This is a genomic window from Stenotrophomonas sp. 1L-E-5-B-C3, from assembly GCF_057292075.1.
Window position 1 is genome coordinate 1 of sequence record NZ_JBXAWS010000027.1, and the last position, 18,165, is coordinate 18,165.

Consider the following 18,165-nt stretch of genomic DNA (forward strand, 5'->3'; position numbering starts at 1 on the left):
GCTTAAGAGCCGAGGCAGCGTCATCGGAGCCTCCCGGGTCACCGGGGGATTGTGCCTGATCAGGGCACGATCCAAGACACAAGAGCCGAGCCCATGCTCGGCTTTCCGGTTGAAAAGCAGCCGAGCATGGGCTCGGCTCTACAGTAGATCCACGCCGCGCCTGGATGGAATTTCAGTAGATCCACGCCGCGCGTGGATGGGATTTCAGTAGATCCACGCCGCGCGTGGATGGGATTTCAGTAGATCCACGCCGCGCGTGGATGAACTGCCTGAGGTGCCGACCAAGGTCGGCACCCACCAGGACAGACCTGCCGTTACTTCCCCAGCGTGACCTCATCCAGCACCCACATCGCCGGGCGCGTATCGCCGGTGAAGTTGATGCACAGGTCAGCGCTGCCCTGGGTCCCCTTCGGCAGCGTGGCGCGCAGGGTCACGAAGCCATCGGCATCCGGCTTGGCCGGCAATGGGACTTCGGCCAGCACCCTGCCGCTGCAGTCTCCGCGACGCACCTGCATCTCGCCGTGCGCACGCTTGGCCTTCTCGAAGCGGCGCTTGGGCTCGTCGTGGGCCAGCTGGAAGTAGTACGGAATGCGGCCGGCACGCACTTCCACGCTGCCGATGCCGTCCAGCTGCGCCTGCGGCCAGCGCCAGCACGGCTGGAAGATGTCGACGTTGAATACCGCACGGTTGCCTTCGCGCGGGCCATCGTCTTCCAGGCGCAGCACCAACCCCTTCTTGCCCACGCAGCTGAGCAGTTCATCGCTGCGGCGGCTGAGCAGCGATTGTGCGCTGAAGTCCGCGACCGTCGGCCTCGCGGCCAGAATCTGGCCCTGGTAGAACGCGGCGGCCTGCACGTTGGCGGGCAGCTGCGTGGTCAGCGGCTGCTGGTACAGCGGCGACTGCGCGGTCACTGGCTGTCCGTCGGTGCTGTAGCGCACTTCATAGCCCAGCGGGTTGGCCAGCGACAGAGTCACCGTGTTGGCCGCGCGGCTGTCGGTGTAGTCCACGCCCACTTCGAACGGGGTCTGCGCGTAGGCCAGGCCCCAGGCACGGTAGCGCTGCAGCTGTGCCGGCAGGCGTGCGAGGAAATCGCGGAAATCACGACGCTCCGGCGTGCTCCAACCGGTCTCGGCCACAGCGGCCAGGCGCGGGAACAGGTTGTGCTGCAGGCGCGCATAGCTGCGCGTGTGCTCGGTGAACATGTTGGCCTGCAGGCCGAGGATGTGCCCGCGCTTGTCGGCCGCCAGCTCGGTCGGTACCGGTTCGAAGTTGTAGAGTTTGCCGAGGTTGACCTGGGTCGGACGACCCGGCGGCTCGTTCGGCGAGGCGGTCTGCAGGTAGTCCAGGTACAGGTAGCCGACCGGCGACATGATCACGTCATGGCCGGCACTGGCTGCAGCCAGACCACCTTCGGTGCCCTGCCATGACATCACCGTGGCCTGCGGCGGCAGCCCGCCTTCGAGGATCTCGTCCCAGCCGATCAGGCGCCGGTCGTGCTCCTCCAGGAACGTCTCCAGGCGCTTGATGATGTGGCTCTGCATGGCCATTTCATCCTTGATGCCCAGCGCATGCATGCGCTGCTGCACCTGCTTCGAAGCTTCCCACTGGTCCTTGACCGCCTCGTCGCCACCCACGTGCACGTACTTGGCGGGGAACAGTTCGATCACTTCTTCCAGCACGTTCTCGAGGAAGGTCACCGTGCTGTCTTCGACGTTGAACAGGTTGGGGAACACGCCCCATTCGCTGAGCGGCTTCAGTGGTGTATCGATGGTGCCCAGTTCGGGATAAGCGGCGATCGCAGCGGTCGCATGGCCGGGCACGTCGATTTCCGGAATCACCTGGATATGCAGTTTGGCGGCGTAGGCGATCACCTCGCGGATCTGCTCCTGCGTGTAGAAGCCGCAGTACGGATGTTCCTGGCCACTGACCGGATCGATGCCACCGTCGCCGGCCGGCAGGCGGCAGCTGCCCACTTCGGTCAGCTTCGGGTAGCGCTTGATCTCCATGCGCCAGCCCTGGTCATCGGTGAGATGCCAATGGAAGGTATTGAGCTTGTGCGCGGCCATTGCATCGAGCACGCGCTTGATCTCGTCCAGGCTCTGGAAATGCCGCGCCGAGTCGAGCATGAAGCCGCGCCAGCTGAAGCGCGGCGCGTCCTGGATCTGCACTGCCGGCAGCACGCCGTTGCTGCCGCCGGTGGCGAGCTGGGCCAGGGTGGTCGCGCCGTAGAAAAGACCTGTCTCGTTGCCGGCCTGGATCACCACGCCCTGCGCGGTGCTCTCCAGCGTGTAGCTTTCGCCGCTGTCGCGGAAGGTGGGCACGATCTGGAAGCGGATGCTGCCGGTCTTGGCTGCAGCCTTGCCCTTGGCCAGGACCAGGCGCGGGCCACCACTGCGGGCCAGCAGGTCGGCGAACTGGGCGGCGACGCGCTGCGCGACTTCGCCTTCGGCCTGCAGCACGGTATCGGCGCGAACGGTGATGCCGCTGCCCTGGCCGGCCTGCACATTGCTGGGGGCGGGAATCAGCATCAGGCTGCCGGCGCGCAGCTGCGGGCCGGGTGCTTCAGCGGCAGGCGTGGGATCGGCGGCGAGTGCCGGCAGTGCCGGCAGCAGAGCGAGCAGGCTGCCCAGCAGCACTGCGCTGCGCATCCGGGCGCGGGAAGGCTTGACCATCGGAACGACTCCTTGGAACGGTGCGATGAACGCTATACATGAAAAACGCCGGGCCCGGAATGACCCAGGCCCGGCGTGCGTGCACGACTCGGCGATGTTGCCGCCGCTGGATCAGTACTTGAAGCGGAAGTTGAGGTAGTACTGGCGACCGTTGCTGTAGAACGAGGTCGGGATGGCCGCGGTCTGGTAGTACTTGTAGGTCGGGTTGTTGAGGTTCAGGCCATCCAGGCTGATGCTCAGCCAGTCGGTGGCCTTGTAGCTCAGCGATGCCGACAGCGTGCCGAAGTCATCCTGGTAGTACGGGTTGGCACCGGACAGGCCGATCAGGAACGACGAACGGCGGGTGTAGCTGAGGCGTGCACCGAAGGTGTCGTTCTCGAAGTAGGCACCCACGTTGTAGGTGTTCTTCGAAGTGCCCAGCAGGTTGTCGCTGCCGTCGGCCCAGGTATGTTCGGTGCTGCCATCGGCGTAGGTGTAGTTGGCATTGACGCCGAAGTACTCGCCGATCGGCTGCTCATAGGCCACTTCGATGCCGCGTACCTTGCCGTCGGCGTTCCTCGGCCGCGAAATGTTGTATTCCTCGAGGCGGTTGGTCAGCTCGCTGAACAGCATTTCCTTCTCGGTGCTGAAGGCCACGTAGTCCTTCAGGCGCATGGAGTAGGCACCGACCGACAGCATGCCGCGCGGCATGAAGTACCACTCCAGGTTGGCGTCGAAGTTGGTCGACACCACCGGCTTCAGCTTCGGGTTGCCGCCGCCGCCGGTCCGGTTCAGGTCCGAACCGTAGGACGAGGCGCCCAGCGCCGAGAAGTCGGGCAGGGTCTGGGTCTGCGACGCAGCGAAGCGCAGCACCAGGTCATCGCGCAGGTCGAACTTCAGGTTGGCGCTGGGCAGCACGCGGTTGTGCTTGTTGTCGAAGGCCTGGCGGGTCCAGGCACCGAACAGGCTGCTCACGTCCGGCACGGTCGAACCGGTGGCTGCGGCGTAGGTGTCGATGTCCTGCTTGATGTTGACGTAGCGCAGGCCGACATTGCCGCTCCAGCGGTCGCCGCTGAGGTTGGCCTGCACGTAGGCGGCGAAGTTCTTCTCCGACACCTTCCACTCGGCGCCGTAATTGTGGCGGCCGGTCGGACCGTCATTGCCGGACAGCCAGGTGGAGTTGTTGGTCACCGCATCCTTCAACGCGCCCGGCGTGAAGTACCACAGGTCGCGCGGGAAGCTGCCACCGATGCCGTTGGCGAAGCCACCCGGGAAGTTGGCGGTCGCGCCGTTCTTCAGGGCATTCCAGATTGCGCCGGGGGTTGCGCCTTCCGGCGACTTCGCTTCACGCTTGTGGTCGCCGAAACGGGCACCGAAGTCGAGCGAGTTGAGGACGCCGGCATTGCTGAAGTACTGGTTGAAGTCGACCGTGGCCCACTTCTCCTTGTCGATCGCGGTGACCTGCTGGTTGCCCCAGGTACCGAAATCGGTCACCCCGCCCGGGCTGATGTTGCCACCAACGTTCCAGTCGATCGGCGAGCCGTTGCCGTGGGTCGACCAGTTGGCACCGCCACCGCGGGCCAGGTTGACCTCGGCGATGTACTGGCGCGGCGTATCGCCAGTGCCCTTGGTGTTGCCGGCCTGGAACTTCATGCCCAGGTTGTCGTTGATCTGCCAGTCGGCATCGAAGGTGATGTAGTTGGTCTTGGCCTTCGACTCGCGGTAGATCATGTCGTAGACCGCGTAATCGCGATCGGCCTGGCCGGCAAAAGTGGCATTGGTCAGCACGCCATCCTTGACCACGTAACCCGGATTCGGTGCCTGGCCGGGGATCAGAGTCTTGTTGCCGTTGGCATCTTCAACAGTGCGGTCGTTGAGGATGCGGCCGCCCCACAGCATGAAGTTGCGGTTGTAGTTGTTGGCCTTCAGTTCCGAGCTGAAACCTTCCAGGCCCAGGGTCAGGTTGTCCAACGGCTTGAACTGCAGCGAGACCAGGCCGCCCTTGCGCTCGCGGGTCTGTTCGAACAGGGTCGAGCCGAGCAGGCCCGGCGCGTACACGCCCGCCAGGTCCGGGTTGGACTTGGCAACGGTGCCGTTGGGATCGATCTGGAAGAAGCCGCCCGGCACTTCCTGCGCTTCGCGGCGCAGTTCGCGCTTCTGGCTGAAGGCCTGCACCATCACGCCGAAGTTGCCTTCGTCATTCTTGTAGTTGAACAGCGCCGACAGCTGCGGGTCATTCGACTTGGCCTGGTCCGAACGCACCATGCCGATCGAGCCTTCCGCAGTGAACTGCTTGGAGAATTCCAGCGGCTTGCGGGTGAGGATGTTGACGGTACCGGTGGTGCCGCCGTCCTGCAGCTTGGCCTGCGAGGACTTGTTCACTTCCACCGAGCGCACCAGTTCCGACGGCAGCAGCGAGTAGCTGACGCTGCGGCCGACGTTGTTGCCCTGGCTGAGCACGAACCAGTCGGCCGAACCGACGGTGTGGCCGTTGATCAGGGTCTGGGTCAGGCTCGGGCTGGTACCACGCAGGCTGACACGGTCGGCTTCGTCGAAGCCGCCTTCATCGGCGCTGGACGAGCTGATGTTGACGCCGGGCAGGCGCTGCAGGGTGTCGGCGACGTTGTGCGCGGGCAGCTTGCCCACGTCCTCGGCAGTGACCACTTCCACGCGCGCATTGGATTCGCGCTTGGTGTCCAGCGACTTTTCCATCGAACCACGGATACCGGTGACCTGCACGGTGTCCAGGTCGGTGGCGTTCTGGGCGGCTTGCTGCGCATGCGCACTGAAGGCGATGCAGCTGACGATGGCGGCCGAAAGCAGGGTCTTGCGGGTGTTCATGATGTCTCTCCTCATCACTCGAATGGATGCCGGCGGCGGTGTTCGATTACGGTTGCGATGACATGCGCGGGGCGGCGGCGAAGTCCCGTGCGTTGGCGTGCCACGTACTGCGTGCTGCGATTGCGTTGAAGCCTGTTGCGGTGTCAGGCGGCGGACTGCTGCTGCAGGTACCAGCTGGCAGCGCCGACCACGCCCAGCTGGCCGTGTTCGACCACCTTCACCGGGATGCGTGCCAGCGCTTCGCCCATCGGCCCCTTCTGCAGGTAGCGTTCGACGAAAGTGCTGCCGCGCAGGTATTCGCGGATCTGCGGCAGGATGCCGCCGGCCAGGTAGACGCCGCCATGGGCGCCGTAGAACAGGGCCATGTCGCCGATGGTGCTGCCGAGCAGGCCGCAGAACACATCCAGCGCCTGGCGCGCGTGCGCATCGGTATCGGCCATGGCCGCGGCTGTGACCGCGTCGGGGCTGGCCAGGGTCGGCGCCTGGTCCTGCAGCGCACACACCGCGCGGTACAGGTTCATCAGGCCCGGGCCGGAGATCGCATGTTCGATCGACACGTGCGCGCGGTCGCGCTGCATGTGGCGGACGATGGCCATTTCCAGTTCGGTGCTGGCCGCCAGGGTGGGCTGGCCGGCTTCGGTGGGCAGCACAACCGGTCCGTGCGCGGTGGGAATCCACAGCGCGGCACCCAGACCCGTGCCGGGGCCGACCACCAGGGTCGGGCCTCGGGCGGCGGTGTCCGGCCCGCACAGGTGCAGCACGCCACTGGCGTCAACCTGCGCGGCGGCGTAGGCCACGGCTTCGAAGTCGTTGACGATGTAGACCCGCTGCAGGCCGACGTCGGCCTCCACCTGGCGCGCCGACAGCGGCCATGGCAGGTTGGCAGTGATCACCGTGCCATCCTCGCGGGCATAGCCGGCGCTGGCGACCACGCAGTGCGTGGGCCGCGAGCCTTCGCCGAGGAAGTCGGACAGGATCGCGCTGAGGCCGGCATGGTCGGCGTTGCGGTACTTGCGGTACTCCAGCACCTGCACCGGATGGGCAGCGTCACCGCTGGCCTGGACCCGGGCAACGCGCACATGGGTGCCACCGACGTCGGCGGCCAGGAACGAGGGCGCGACTCGGGACAGGACATGGGCCGGGGCGGGGTGGCTGGCGGTCACGCGGGCTCCTGCAGCAGGTGGGGCCGGACCCAGGATCGGGGGCGGCGATTGGGGCGGAGTCTGTAACCGCGTTGACAACGATGTCAACGAGTTCGTGACACTTTCGTTGCTGCGTCGCAACGAATGCGACATGCAGTAAACGTTTACATGGCGTGAGTGCTGCTTTCACGCGGGAACCGTTGCAGCATGGGGCTCAAGGGCTGGTGCGCATTCAGCGCGGGTCGCTGTTGAGGGGTTGCGCAGTGCAGCACGAGGTTTGCGGAGGCGTGCGTGGAAGTTGACAAACCGCAGCTGTCCATCGAAAGAATGTGACAACGTTGTTCCCAGCCACTCTCCGACGCCGCGTTCTGCGGCCGTCGCCGCAGGAGCCCTCCTGATGTCCGCCGTCCCCGCTGCAAGCGCGCGCCCGAACGTGGCCACCTCCATCGCCATCGTTGGCGTGTTGTTCTTCCTGATCGGCTTCTTCACCTGGCTCAACGGCCCGCTGATCACCTTCGTCAAGTTGGCCTTCGAACTCAGCGAGGTCGGCGCCTTCCTGGTGCTGATGGTGTTCTACCTGTCCTACTTCTTCCTAGCCCTGCCGGCGTCGTGGATCCTGCGCCGTACCGGCATGAAGAAGGGCCTGAGCCTGAGCCTGCTGGTGATGGCCGGTGGTGCCGCGTTGTTCGGTGAATTCGCCACCCAGCGCTGGTACCCGGGTGCGCTCGGCGGCCTGTTCGTGATCGGCAGTGGCCTGGCCCTGCTGCAGACCGCGATCAATCCCTACATCTCCATCCTCGGCCCGATCGAGACCGCGGCGCGGCGCATCGCGCTGATGGGCATCTGCAACAAGATCGCCGGCATGCTCGCTCCGGTGTTGATCGGTACCGTGGTGCTGCATGGCATCGGTGACCTGTCGGCCACGGTGGCCGCTGCGGACGAAGCCACCAAGGCGCAGCTGCTCAACGAATTCGCCGCCAAGATCCACGCGCCGTACCTGGCCATGGCCGGCCTGCTGGTGGTGCTGGCGGTGGCCGTGCTGTTCTCGCCGCTGCCGGAAATCAAGTCCTCCGAGGCCAACGCCACGCCGGTGGCTGCCGGTGCCGCCGAGCGCCGCAGCATCTTCCAGTTCCCGCACCTGTGGCTGGGCGTACTGTGCCTGTTCGTCTACGTGGGCGTTGAGGTGATGGCCGGTGATGCGATCGGCACCTACGGCCATGGTTTCGACCTGCCGCTGGACCAGACCAAGATGTTCACCTCGCTCACCCTCGGCGCGATGCTGGTGGGCTACGTGGTCGGCCTGCTGCTGATCCCCAAGGTCGTGTCGCAGTCGCGCTACCTGACCATTTCGGCGGTGCTGGGCGTGGTGTTCTGCCTCGGTGCCTGGGCCACCCACGGTTATGTGTCGGTGGCCTTCGTGGCCCTGCTGGGCTTCGCCAACGCCATGATGTGGCCGGCAATCTTCCCGCTGGCGATTCGCGGCCTGGGCCGTTTCACCGAGACCGGCTCGGCGCTGCTGGTGATGGGCATTGCCGGTGGCGCGATCATTCCGCAGCTGTTCGCCGTGCTCAAGCAGCACATCGACTTCCAGCTGGTGTTCGTGCTGCTGATGGTGCCCTGCTACCTGTACATCCTGTTCTATTCGGTGATCGGCCATCGCGCCGGCCTGCCGCAGGACAAGGTCTGATCGGCGATGATGGACGGCAGCCAACCCCAGGGGAAACCGATGCGCAGAGCGACCATCAAGGACGTTGCGGAGAAGGCCAAGGTCTCGTTGAAGACGGTCTCGCGGGTGATCAACAACGAACCTTCGGTGATGCAGGCCACCCGCGCGCGGGTACTGCGTGCCATCGCCGAGCTGGACTACGAGCCCGATCCGTCGGCGCGCAACCTGCGCAGTGGCACCACCTTCGTGATCGGGCTGGTCTACGACAACCCGAACCCGTACCACATCATCGGCGTGCAGAACGGCGTGCTGGCCGCGTGCCGCGAGACCGGTTTCGGCCTGCAGATCCATCCCTGCGATTCCAGCTCGCCGCTGCTGGCCGACGAGCTGGCCGATTGGGTGCAGCGTTCGCGCCTGGCCGGTCTGGTACTGACCGCGCCGATGTCCGAGCGTCGTGACCTGATCCAGGCGCTGACCGCGCGCGGCATCAAACTGGTGCGGATCATCGCGGCCACCGAAGACCCGGCCGACGGCGCCTGCGTGTTCGTGGACGACCGCGAGGCCGCCTATGAGATCACCGAGCACCTGATCCAGCTGGGCCACCAGCGCATCGGCTTCCTCTGGGGCGGCATCTCGCACCGTTCCTCGGGTGAGCGCTACGCCGGTTACGAAGCTGCGCTGAAGGACTACGGCATGACCGTGGACAAGCACCTGGTGGTGCAGGGCGACTACACCTTCGACGATGGTTTCCGTGGTGCGCGCCGCCTGCTGGCGCTGCGCGAACCGCCCACGGCCATCTTCGGTTCCAACGACGAAATCGCCGCCGGCGTGCTGGCCGCCGCGAAGTCGGCCGGCATGAACGTGCCCTACGACCTGTCGATTGCCGGTTTCGAGGACAGCCCGTTCTCGCGCCAGTCGTGGCCGCCGCTGACCACCGCCAAGCAGGCCACCGAAGACATCGCCCGCCATGCCGCGCGCCTGCTGATCGCACAGCTGCGCAGCGACGCCTACGACGACGCGCCGGCACCGCTGCACAACCAGGGCTTCGTGCCGCAGCTGGTGGTGCGCGGTTCGACCGCGCCAATGCGCCCGGCCGGCGCACGCCCCCTTCCTTCCGATCCTGCCTGAGCCTGCCATGTCGCTGTCAGACCCCACGTCCACCCTGATGTTCGCCGAAGCCGCTGAAGCGGCCGACGTGGTCGCGCGCCAGTTCTCGCGCAACCACGCCACCATGGAAACCCTGGCTGCCAGCCTGCGCGCCGCGCCGCCGCCGTTCGTGGTCACCTGCGCACGCGGCAGCTCCGACCATGCCGCCACCTATGGCAAGTACCTGCTGGAAACCCAGCTGGGCCTGGTGGTCGCATCGGCTTCGCCGTCGGTGGGTTCGGTCTATGCCGCACCGCTGCAGCTGCGTGGCGCGCTGTTCATCGTCATCTCGCAGTCGGGCAAGAGCCCGGACCTGCTGCGCAACGCGGAAGCTGCCAAGGCCGCCGGCGCGCGCGTGATCGCACTGGTCAACGTCGAGGATTCGCCGCTGGCGCAGCTGGCCGATACGGTCATTCCGCTGCATGCCGGTGCCGAGAAGAGTGTGGCGGCGACCAAGAGCTACCTGGCTTCGCTGGCCGCATTGCTGCAGCTGGCCGCGTACTGGAAGCAGGACAGCAGCCTGCGTAATGCGCTGGATCTGCTGCCGGATGCGTTGCGCGAGGCCTGGCAGTGCGACTGGACGCCGGTGACCGAGGGCCTGGTCGAGGCGACCAACCTGTTCGTGCTCGGCCGTGGCCTGGGCCTGGGCGCGGCGCAGGAAGCCGCACTGAAGTTCAAGGAAACCTGCAGCCTGCATGCCGAAGCCTACAGCTCGGCTGAAGTGAAGCATGGCCCGATGGCGCTGGTCGACCGCGGTTTCCCGGTGCTGGCCTTTGCCCAGCCGGATGAAACCGGCGCCGGCACCCGTGCCGTCGTCGAGGAATTCACCGCGCGCGGTGCACAGGTGTGGATGGCCGGTGCCGGTGGCAACCTGCCGGTAGCGGCCGCGCCGCATCCGCTGTGCGCACCGCTGCTGACCGTGCAGAGCTTCTACCGCGCGATCAACGCGCTGGCGCTGCGTCGTGGCTTCAACCCGGACTTGCCGCCGCACCTGAACAAGGTCACGGAGACGGTGTGATGGCAACGGTCCTGCGCAATGCCCGCGTCCTTGCCGGCGACGAATTCCGCGATGATCTGGCGGTGGTGATCGAGCACGGCCGCATCAGCGCGTTGCTGCCCGATGCAGCGCCGCAGCTGGGCCAGGCCGCCGAGCAGGTTGATCTGGGCGGTGGCTGGCTGCTGCCTGGCTTCATCGATGTGCAGGTCAATGGTGGCGGCGGCGCGCTGTTCAACAACACGCCGGACGTGGCGTCGCTGCGGACCATCGCGCAGGCGCACCGCCGCTTCGGTACCACCGCGATGCTGCCGACGCTGATCAGCGATGACGTGGGCGTGATGCGTGAAGCCATCGATGCGATGCGCGAGGCGATCGCGCAGGGTGTACCAGGGGTGATCGGCATCCATCTGGAAGGACCGTACATCGCGCCGGCCCGCAAGGGCACGCACGATGCCAGCAAGTTCCGCTTGCCCGACGAAGCAGAGATTGCGCTGGCCGCATCGCTGGACAACGGCGTGACCCTGCTGACGCTGGCACCGGAACGCGTGCCGCTGGAGACCATTCGCGCGCTGGTCGAGCGCGGCGTGATCGTTGCCGCCGGCCACACCGCAGGCACCTATGAAGAGATCCGCGCCGGCCTGGATGCCGGCGTGCGCGGCTTCACCCACCTGTACAACGCGATGTCGCCGCTGCAGGGGCGTGAGCCCGGCGCGGTGGGCGCGGCGCTGGAAGACCGCGACAGCTGGATCGGCATCATCGTCGATGGCGTGCATGTGCATCCGGCCAGCCTGCGCGTGGCGCTGGCGGCCAAGCCGCGCGGCCGCCTGCTGCTGGTGACTGATGCGATGCCACCGGTTGGCGCCGACGATCCCAGTTACGTGCTGTACGGCGAAACCATCACCGCCATCGATGGCGTAGTGCGCAATGCGGCCGGTTCGCTGGCCGGTTCGGCGCTGGACATGGCCACTGCCGTGCGCAACACCGTGCAGCTCCTCGGCCAGCCGCTGGCCGAAGCCGCGCGCATGGCCTCGACCTATCCGGCCCAGTTCCTCAACGTTGACGATCGCCTGGGTCACATCGCCGAGGGCTACCAGGCCGACCTGGTGCTGCTGGACGATGCCCTGCAGGTGCGTGGCACCTGGATTGCCGGACAGTACGAGGCTGCCTGATGAACAGTTCGCCGCCACGCCGGCTGGGCTCGATCGATGCCCTGCGCGGCATTACCGTGGCGGCAATGCTGCTGGTCAACAACCCGGGTGACTGGAGCGCGGTGTTCGCGCCGCTGCGTCATTCGGAATGGCATGGCTGCACGCCCACCGACCTGGTGTTCCCGTTCTTCCTGTTCCTGGTCGGCGTGTCGATGGCCTTCAGCGTGGCGCCACGCGCGCTGGACGTGGCCTTACGACCCGCGCTGGCGCGCGGCGTTCTGGAGCGCGCACTGCGCATCCTGGTGGCCGGTGCGCTGCTGCACCTGCTGATCTGGTGGGCGCTGGATACCCATCACTTCCGCATATGGGGCGTACTGCAGCGGATCGCGGTATGCGCGGCGCTGGTGGGCGTACTGGCGGTGTATGCGCGTCCGCGCGCACAGGCGGCCGTACTGGTCAGTCTGCTGGTGGGGTATACCGTGTTGCTGCTGGGCGTCGGCGATCTGGCGCCGTGGACCAATCCGGCCAGTCGTCTGGATACCACGCTGTTCGCACCGTGGATCTACCAGTGGCATGCCGATACCGGGCTCGGACATGACCCGGAAGGGCTGCTGAGCACGCTGGGCGCGTTGGCCAGCACGGTGCTCGGCCTGCTTGCCGGTGGCCTGCTGCGCAATGGGCGCACTGCTGCGTTGGCTGGGCTGGGCGCGGTTGCTGCCGTGCTGGGCCTGCTGCTGGCCGTGGTTCTCCCGTTGAACAAGCAGCTGTGGACGCCCAGCTACGTGCTGTGGACCGGCGGCCTTGCGGCGCTGGCGCTGTGGCTGGGCTACGTACTGATCGACCAGAAGGGCTGGCCGGCGCTGGGGCGTCGTTTCGGGGTCAACGCGATCACCGCGTATCTCGGGGCATCGGTGATGTCGGTGGTGTTGATGGCCACCGGCGCCTGGGGCTGGATCTGGCAGCAGTTGGCCACCGCGATGCCGCAGACGCTGGAGCTGGCGTCGATGCTGCAGGCGCTGGTGTTCGTCGCACTGTGGTGGGGCGTAGCGTGCTGGCTGGACCGGCGGAAGATCTATCTGAAGATCTGATGGCGCCTAATCCACGCATGGCGTGGAACTACTGGCGATGCGCTTCATTGCACGTGGCGTGGATCAATCGGGCAGGGCGCGATGGATCAGTAGATCCACGCCATGCGTGGATGCTTTGCACGCGATTACCGAATGCCGAAAGAATGAACGATTTCAGCCACATCACATCGGCGTGAGGGGCGGGCGATTTCACATCTAAACTGTGATTTCCCGCACGAAAGTTCACCTGCCAAACGGTTCACCACACGGCAGACTGCAAGCGCAGTGCCGCACATACGCAATTCCTGATTTCCCGTCCAGGAGTGCCCCATGTCCCGTGCCGTTCCGCGTGCGTTCCGCCCGCGCCGCCTTGCTGTTTCCGTGTTGCAGGCCCTCGCCGTTCCGTCCCTGCTTCTGACGACCGCCAGCGTCGCCTGGGCGGGCTGCAACAACCCGGCACCGACCGCCGGCCAGACGGTCAACTGTGATGCCAACGCACCGAATCCGCAGACCGTTCCCATCACCGCCAGTGGCGCGGCCGGAATCACCGTCAACGTCGCCAATGGTGCCCAGTTGCAGCAGAATGGTGGTGGATCGGCCATCGCGCTGGTCGGTGCCGGCGGGCACCTGCTGTCAAACCAGGGCGCGATCAGTTCAGTGGGCGGTGTGGCCGTGCAGCTTGGGGGCGGCAGCCGCGTCGAGAACCTTGGCAGCATCAGCACCGGCAACACCATCGCCCTGCAGTTCGTCGGTGGCGGTAACAGCGTGTTGATCAACCGCGGAACCATCAGTGGCCGCACAGGCGTGCAGTTCGATGCCGGCAACGATCGCCTCGAGATGCAGGCCGGCAGCATCGCCGGAGGTGTCCTGCAGGGTGATGGCAACGATGTGCTGCAGCTCAGCGACGGTACGATCGACAGCGTCGACCAGGGCACCGGTGATGACCAGGTGACCGTCACCGGCGGCACCGTCACCGGTGTGGTGGTGCAGGGCAGCGGCCGCGATGATTTCGTCATGAGTGGCGGCACGATCGGCGCGCTGCAGCAGGGCGACAACATCGATACCTTCCGCATGAGCGGTGGCCGCATCATCGGTGCGTTCGAGGATGGCGACCAGGCCTGGATGACCGCTGGCCGCGTCGGCCGCGTCAACATGAAGCTGGACAAGAATCTGTGGGATCAGTCCGGCGGCATCGTTGAGGGCAACGTGGTCACCGGCTTCGACACCGACACCATCATCATCTCGGGTACGGCCTACATCGGCGGCAATATCAGTGTCAGTGGTGGTGCCGACAGCGTGACCATCACCGATGGCACCGTGCGCGGCCAGGTACTGCTCAGCACCGGCAACGACATCTTCAACTGGAGAGGTGGCGGCATCGTCTACGGCGCGATCGACATGGGCCCGGACAATGACGTGGCCAATCTCGGCAGCCTCAATCACGCCAACCTTGGTGCGGTGCCGCTGTTCGACGGTGGCAGCGGCATCGATCAGCTCAACTTCAACAACGTCAAAACCGCTGGCGTGGGGCGCTTCCAGAACTGGGAGACGATCAGTCTGGCCAACAGCACCGAGCTGACCTTCGATGGCGATCTGGTGCTGGGTGACAGCGGAACCGGCACCGGCACGCTCACGGTGGATGACACCAGCACTGTCTACGCGGGCAGTGGCGGCCATGCCGTCCGTCCGTTCAACAGTGGCGCACTGGTGGAGATGGTCAATGCCGGGCGCATCGATCTGACAGGTACCGGCGCCGGTGATGTATTTACCGTCCGCGGCAACTACCGCGGTGACGGTGGCGGGCTGTACCTGCGTACGGTGTTGGGGGCGGATAATTCCACCAGTGATCGACTGGTGATCGATGGCGGTACCGCCACTGGCACGACGGGCATCGGTGTCCTCAATGCTGGAGGCAGTGGAGCGGCCACGCTGGCCGACGGCATCCTGGTGGTGCAGGCCCTGAATGGTGCGACGACCTCACCCGGTGCTTTCTCGCTGTTCGCGCCAGTGGCTGCTGGTGCCTATGAGTATTTCCTGTTCAAGGGCGGTGTCAGTTCCGGCAGCGGCGAGAACTGGTACCTGCGCTCGACCGTGGTGGCCGGGCCGGCACCGGCGCCCAACGGAATCGGTGTCAACACCACGCCACCGCCACCGACACCCCCGGTGGCACCGCCGCCACCCATTACCCCTGCGCCGCCACCGCCACCCGAGGGTGCCACTGATCCCGATCTGACCGCCGGCGAGACCGCGCCACCACCGCCACCGCCTGAACCGGCGCCTGTCGCCCCGCCCAGCGATCCGGCGGTGCCGGACGTGCCGGTTGCGGGTGGCAGCCTGCCGGGTATCAGGACGCCGCCGACGCCGGGTGCACGCCCCGCCGAGGGCACAGTGGTACCGCTGTACCGCGTGGAGACCGCCACCTATGCCGTGGTGCCGCCGCTGCTGCGCGAGACCTCGCTGGCCAGCCTCGGCACGTTCCACGAGCGGCAAGGCGAACAACGCCTGCTGTACAACCAGGGCGCATTCCGCACTGCCTGGGGCCGTCTGGTGGGGCAGAGCAGCGAGATCCACTGGAAGGGTGATGCGCAGCCGGGCTTTGATGGCGATGTGATGGGCCTGCAGGCAGGCCTCGATGTGTGGGCCGTGGCCAATGACAGCCATCGCAATCAGATCGGCGTGTTCGTCGGCCGCACCCGCGCGCAGGGCAAGACCACCGGCCTGGCGCTGGGCTGGGAGAACGTACAGGTGGGGCAGAACCGCCTGGATGACAAACACGTGGGCCTGTACTGGACGTTCACCGACAGCAGTGGTGGCTACATCGATGCGGTGGCGATGCAGAGCCGCTACGACGGGCGCGCTCGCTCATCGCGTGGGCTCGGCTTCGGGATCAAGGGCGATGGCACCAGCGTGTCGGTGGAAGCGGGCAAGCCGTTGCTGCACTTCGGTCAGTCCGCATGGTGGCTGGAACCGCAGGTACAGGTGATCTGGCAACGCACCTCGCTGGATGACCGGCGTGATGATGTATCGAGCGTGCGCTTCGACAATGACAATGCCTGGACCGGTCGTGTTGGCCTGCGCCTGGCCGGCGATTACCAGTTGGCCGACAACGGCTGGCAGCCGTATTTCAAGCTCAACTACTGGCATGGCCGTTCCGGTGAGGATCGCATCCGCTTCGATGATGACGTGATCATCAATTCGCAGCGCTCGCGTTCGCTGGAAGCCGGTGTAGGCGTGGTCGGGCGCTTCAACCGCACCATCAGCGCCTATGCCGTGGCCGATTACGCGCGCGAACTGGGCGGCGACCGCAACGAGAAGCGCCGCATCATCGAAGGCAACATCGGCCTGCGCGCGGACTGGTAGCGCCGGGCCACGCCCGGCGGCGCCTCCCCGCGCTCTGGTAGGTGCCGACCTTGGTCGGCACCTATTCCGCCGACGCCATGAACCTGCTCTGGTAGGTGTCGACCTTGGTCGACACGAACCCTGCCGGTCGGGGACATCTGTAGAGCCGAGCCATGCTCGGCTGCTTCAGTCGCAATCCCCCCAACCCGAGCATGGGCTCGGCTCTACAGCACACTGGCGCGTGGCGAGATCGGTCCCGCCCCGGCTATCCTGCGACTTCGATACATGACAAGGAGTCGTCGATGCTGGATCTCATGAGCGTGCGCGCCCCCCTGCTTGCCACGCTGTTGCTTTCATCTTCTGTCGCAGTCGCAGAGGAAACGGTGGAGTTGCCCTCGCCCGAAGCACGTGAACAGATGCTGCAGCTGCTGGAAACCCAGTCCCTGTACCGCGACCGCGTAGATTGGAATGACGTGCGCGCGCGCCTGACCGCCGCAGGCGATGACCGCGCGCAACAGCGCCGTGTTCTGGATGAGACCGCCGCACGTAGCAGCGGAGGCCACGGCCGCTGGTTTTCGCCCAGCGAGCAGCGTCAGCGCTCCGAACGTGCCCAGCGCTTGAATGCCGGTCAGGCGACCGCCCTCGCTGCGCCCAGGCACGCCAATCCCCGCATCGGCGTGCTGCGGGTGAGCCCCTTCGTGGAAGACCAGCAGCGCAGCGAACCGGAACGTTATGAAGCACGCAAGGTCTACGCGCTGGCGTTGCAGGAGCGTATCGCTGGCCTGGATGACGGCACGCGGTGCGGCTGGGTAGTGGATGTAAGCAGCAATGGTGGCGGCAACATGTGGCCGATGTTGTTTGGTTTGTTGCCATTGCTGCATGGAACACCGGATACGCAGGGGGCGTTGATCGGCGCTTTCCGTAGTGCCAATGGATTGCTGTGGTGGCGGCAGGCGGAAGGTGAAGTCGTGCAAGGCAATGCATCGATGCTGCGTTCACGACAGGGCGCGTATCGGCTGCGTGTGGGCACGGCACCGGTGGCGGTGGTGATGGGGGCAGGCACTGCCAGCTCCGGCGAAGCAGTGGCACTCGCGTTTCGAGGGCAACCAGGGAGTCGTAGTTTCGGCCAGCCGAGCGCGGGCTTTTCTACCGGCAATCGACCGACGACGCTGGTGGACGGTACCACCTTGCTGTTGACCCACAACGTCATGACCGACCGTAACGGCCAGGGCGACGGTGGCAGGATGCAGCCGGATCAGGCTACCCCCAGCGGACCGGCCACCCTTGCCGCCGCCCAAGCCTGGCTGCTGGCCCAACCCGCCTGCCAGGGCAGCTGATCGATGATCCTGATCGGCCAGCACGAACGGGTGGTGACCGTCGGCCCAACCGAAGCCCATCACTGCCTGCGTTGCCAGACGGAAACCGAGTTCGCGCCCCAGCTGCGCTACAGGATGGCGCGCATCGACCTGCTGTTCGGTTTCACCTACCAGCGCCGTTACGAGCTGGCCTGCAGCCGGTGCGGGTACGGCTGGGTGCTGGACACCGACACCATGGACCAGCAGCTGGGCGGGGTACCGATCCCGTGGCGGCATCGCTTCGGCCTGCCACTGATGCTGGTGGTGGTGGTCGGTCTGGCCCTCTCGGGCTGGCTGTGGCGGCACGGGTTCATCGGTTGAGGGCCGGGGCTGTTAAAGTCTGTCCTGCAATCACGTACCGGAACCGACCATGGACCACGACACCCCGTTCGAACCCCTCAACGACCTCGAGGTGCGCCTGCTGCAGGCCCAGGACGGCACGCTGACCGCGTCGCAGTTCCTCGATGGCCTGCTGACCTCGACGGCGTTCGTGTTGCTGGACAAGGCCATCGGCGAAGACGGTGCCTGGGATGAGAGCATCTCGCCGCTGGTGCTGACCAGCGAGAGCGGCGAGGCGATGTTCGCGGTGTTCACCGCGCCCGAGCGTGCTGGCCTATGGCATGAGCAGCTGCCGCAGTTTGCTCATGCAATGCCGATCGCGGTGCACGCGCTGCTGGCCGGTATCGGCGACGGCGTCGGCCTGGTGCTGAACCCGGGCCTGGACGTGGGCATGGAGATGATTCCCGATGCCGTGGCCCAGCTGAAGCAGCGTGCGGCGGCGATCACCCGCGGCATGGCGCACTGAATACAGGG

Annotated in this window: 12 protein-coding genes; 9 read left to right on the forward strand and 3 right to left on the reverse strand. The window is 66.1% G+C overall.

All coding sequences use genetic code 11. The features are described 5' to 3' along the window. Positions 1-314: 314 nt before the first annotated feature. From AC0Z6F_RS21275 to AC0Z6F_RS21285, 3 genes are all read right to left on the reverse strand, one after another. Positions 315-2,672, reverse strand: a complete 2,358-nt coding sequence (locus AC0Z6F_RS21275; RefSeq protein ID WP_006391724.1) for a beta-N-acetylhexosaminidase — start codon at positions 2,670-2,672, stop codon at positions 315-317. Between the two features lie 111 nt (positions 2,673-2,783). Continuing rightward, complete coding sequence (locus AC0Z6F_RS21280) at positions 2,784-5,492, reverse strand: TonB-dependent receptor (RefSeq protein ID WP_012512113.1); 2,709 nt, start codon at positions 5,490-5,492, stop codon at positions 2,784-2,786. Positions 5,493-5,635: 143 nt separating this feature from the next. After that, entirely contained in the window at positions 5,636-6,655 is a 1,020-nt protein-coding gene (locus tag AC0Z6F_RS21285; RefSeq protein ID WP_012512112.1) for a glucokinase family protein, read from the reverse strand. 376 nt (positions 6,656-7,031) lie between these two features. Between AC0Z6F_RS21285 and AC0Z6F_RS21290 the strand changes: the two genes are divergently transcribed. The 9 genes from AC0Z6F_RS21290 (at position 7,032) to AC0Z6F_RS21330 (ending at position 18,157) form a co-directional block, all read left to right on the forward strand. Then, positions 7,032-8,321: a sugar MFS transporter gene (locus tag AC0Z6F_RS21290; protein WP_006391721.1), complete on the forward strand. Its 1,290-nt coding sequence runs from the start codon at positions 7,032-7,034 to the stop codon at positions 8,319-8,321. Between the two features lie 39 nt (positions 8,322-8,360). Next, on the forward strand, positions 8,361-9,428 hold the full coding sequence (locus AC0Z6F_RS21295; protein ID WP_006391719.1) for a LacI family DNA-binding transcriptional regulator: 1,068 nt from the start codon (positions 8,361-8,363) through the stop codon (positions 9,426-9,428). 7 nt (positions 9,429-9,435) lie between these two features. After that, on the forward strand, positions 9,436-10,464 hold the full coding sequence (locus AC0Z6F_RS21300; RefSeq protein ID WP_485618377.1) for an SIS domain-containing protein: 1,029 nt from the start codon (positions 9,436-9,438) through the stop codon (positions 10,462-10,464). Further along, entirely contained in the window at positions 10,464-11,612 is a 1,149-nt protein-coding gene (gene nagA, locus AC0Z6F_RS21305; protein ID WP_485618379.1) for an N-acetylglucosamine-6-phosphate deacetylase, read from the forward strand. Before AC0Z6F_RS21300 ends, nagA begins: the two co-directional genes overlap by 1 nt. Next, positions 11,612-12,679: an acyltransferase family protein gene (locus AC0Z6F_RS21310; RefSeq protein WP_485618381.1), complete on the forward strand. Its 1,068-nt coding sequence runs from the start codon at positions 11,612-11,614 to the stop codon at positions 12,677-12,679. Before nagA ends, AC0Z6F_RS21310 begins: the two co-directional genes overlap by 1 nt. A gap of 309 nt (positions 12,680-12,988) precedes the next feature. Next, entirely contained in the window at positions 12,989-16,018 is a 3,030-nt protein-coding gene (locus tag AC0Z6F_RS21315) for an autotransporter family protein (protein WP_485618383.1), read from the forward strand. A 281-nt stretch (positions 16,019-16,299) separates the two neighbouring features. Next, the gene (locus tag AC0Z6F_RS21320; RefSeq protein ID WP_012512106.1) at positions 16,300-17,334 is read left to right on the forward strand and encodes a S41 family peptidase; all 1,035 of its coding nucleotides are present in this window, start codon (positions 16,300-16,302) and stop codon (positions 17,332-17,334) included. A 3-nt stretch (positions 17,335-17,337) separates the two neighbouring features. After that, positions 17,338-17,673, forward strand: coding sequence for a hypothetical protein (locus AC0Z6F_RS21325; protein WP_012512105.1), 336 nt, complete (start codon positions 17,338-17,340; stop codon positions 17,671-17,673). A gap of 49 nt (positions 17,674-17,722) precedes the next feature. Beyond that, positions 17,723-18,157: an SseB family protein gene (locus tag AC0Z6F_RS21330; RefSeq protein WP_012512104.1), complete on the forward strand. Its 435-nt coding sequence runs from the start codon at positions 17,723-17,725 to the stop codon at positions 18,155-18,157. Positions 18,158-18,165: the final 8 nt, after the last annotated feature.

Coding starts and splice junctions, on each gene's coding strand:
- AC0Z6F_RS21275 (WP_006391724.1), bottom strand. CDS start 2,672: ATGGTCAAGCCTTCCCGCGCCCGGATGCGCAGCGCAGTGCTGCTGGGC.
- AC0Z6F_RS21280 (WP_012512113.1), bottom strand. CDS start 5,492: ATGAACACCCGCAAGACCCTGCTTTCGGCCGCCATCGTCAGCTGCATC.
- AC0Z6F_RS21290 (WP_006391721.1), top strand. CDS start 7,032: ATGTCCGCCGTCCCCGCTGCAAGCGCGCGCCCGAACGTGGCCACCTCC.
- AC0Z6F_RS21295 (WP_006391719.1), top strand. CDS start 8,361: ATGCGCAGAGCGACCATCAAGGACGTTGCGGAGAAGGCCAAGGTCTCG.
- AC0Z6F_RS21300 (WP_485618377.1), top strand. CDS start 9,436: ATGTCGCTGTCAGACCCCACGTCCACCCTGATGTTCGCCGAAGCCGCT.
- nagA (WP_485618379.1), top strand. CDS start 10,464: ATGGCAACGGTCCTGCGCAATGCCCGCGTCCTTGCCGGCGACGAATTC.
- AC0Z6F_RS21310 (WP_485618381.1), top strand. CDS start 11,612: ATGAACAGTTCGCCGCCACGCCGGCTGGGCTCGATCGATGCCCTGCGC.
- AC0Z6F_RS21315 (WP_485618383.1), top strand. CDS start 12,989: ATGTCCCGTGCCGTTCCGCGTGCGTTCCGCCCGCGCCGCCTTGCTGTT.
- AC0Z6F_RS21320 (WP_012512106.1), top strand. CDS start 16,300: ATGCTGGATCTCATGAGCGTGCGCGCCCCCCTGCTTGCCACGCTGTTG.
- AC0Z6F_RS21325 (WP_012512105.1), top strand. CDS start 17,338: ATGATCCTGATCGGCCAGCACGAACGGGTGGTGACCGTCGGCCCAACC.
- AC0Z6F_RS21330 (WP_012512104.1), top strand. CDS start 17,723: ATGGACCACGACACCCCGTTCGAACCCCTCAACGACCTCGAGGTGCGC.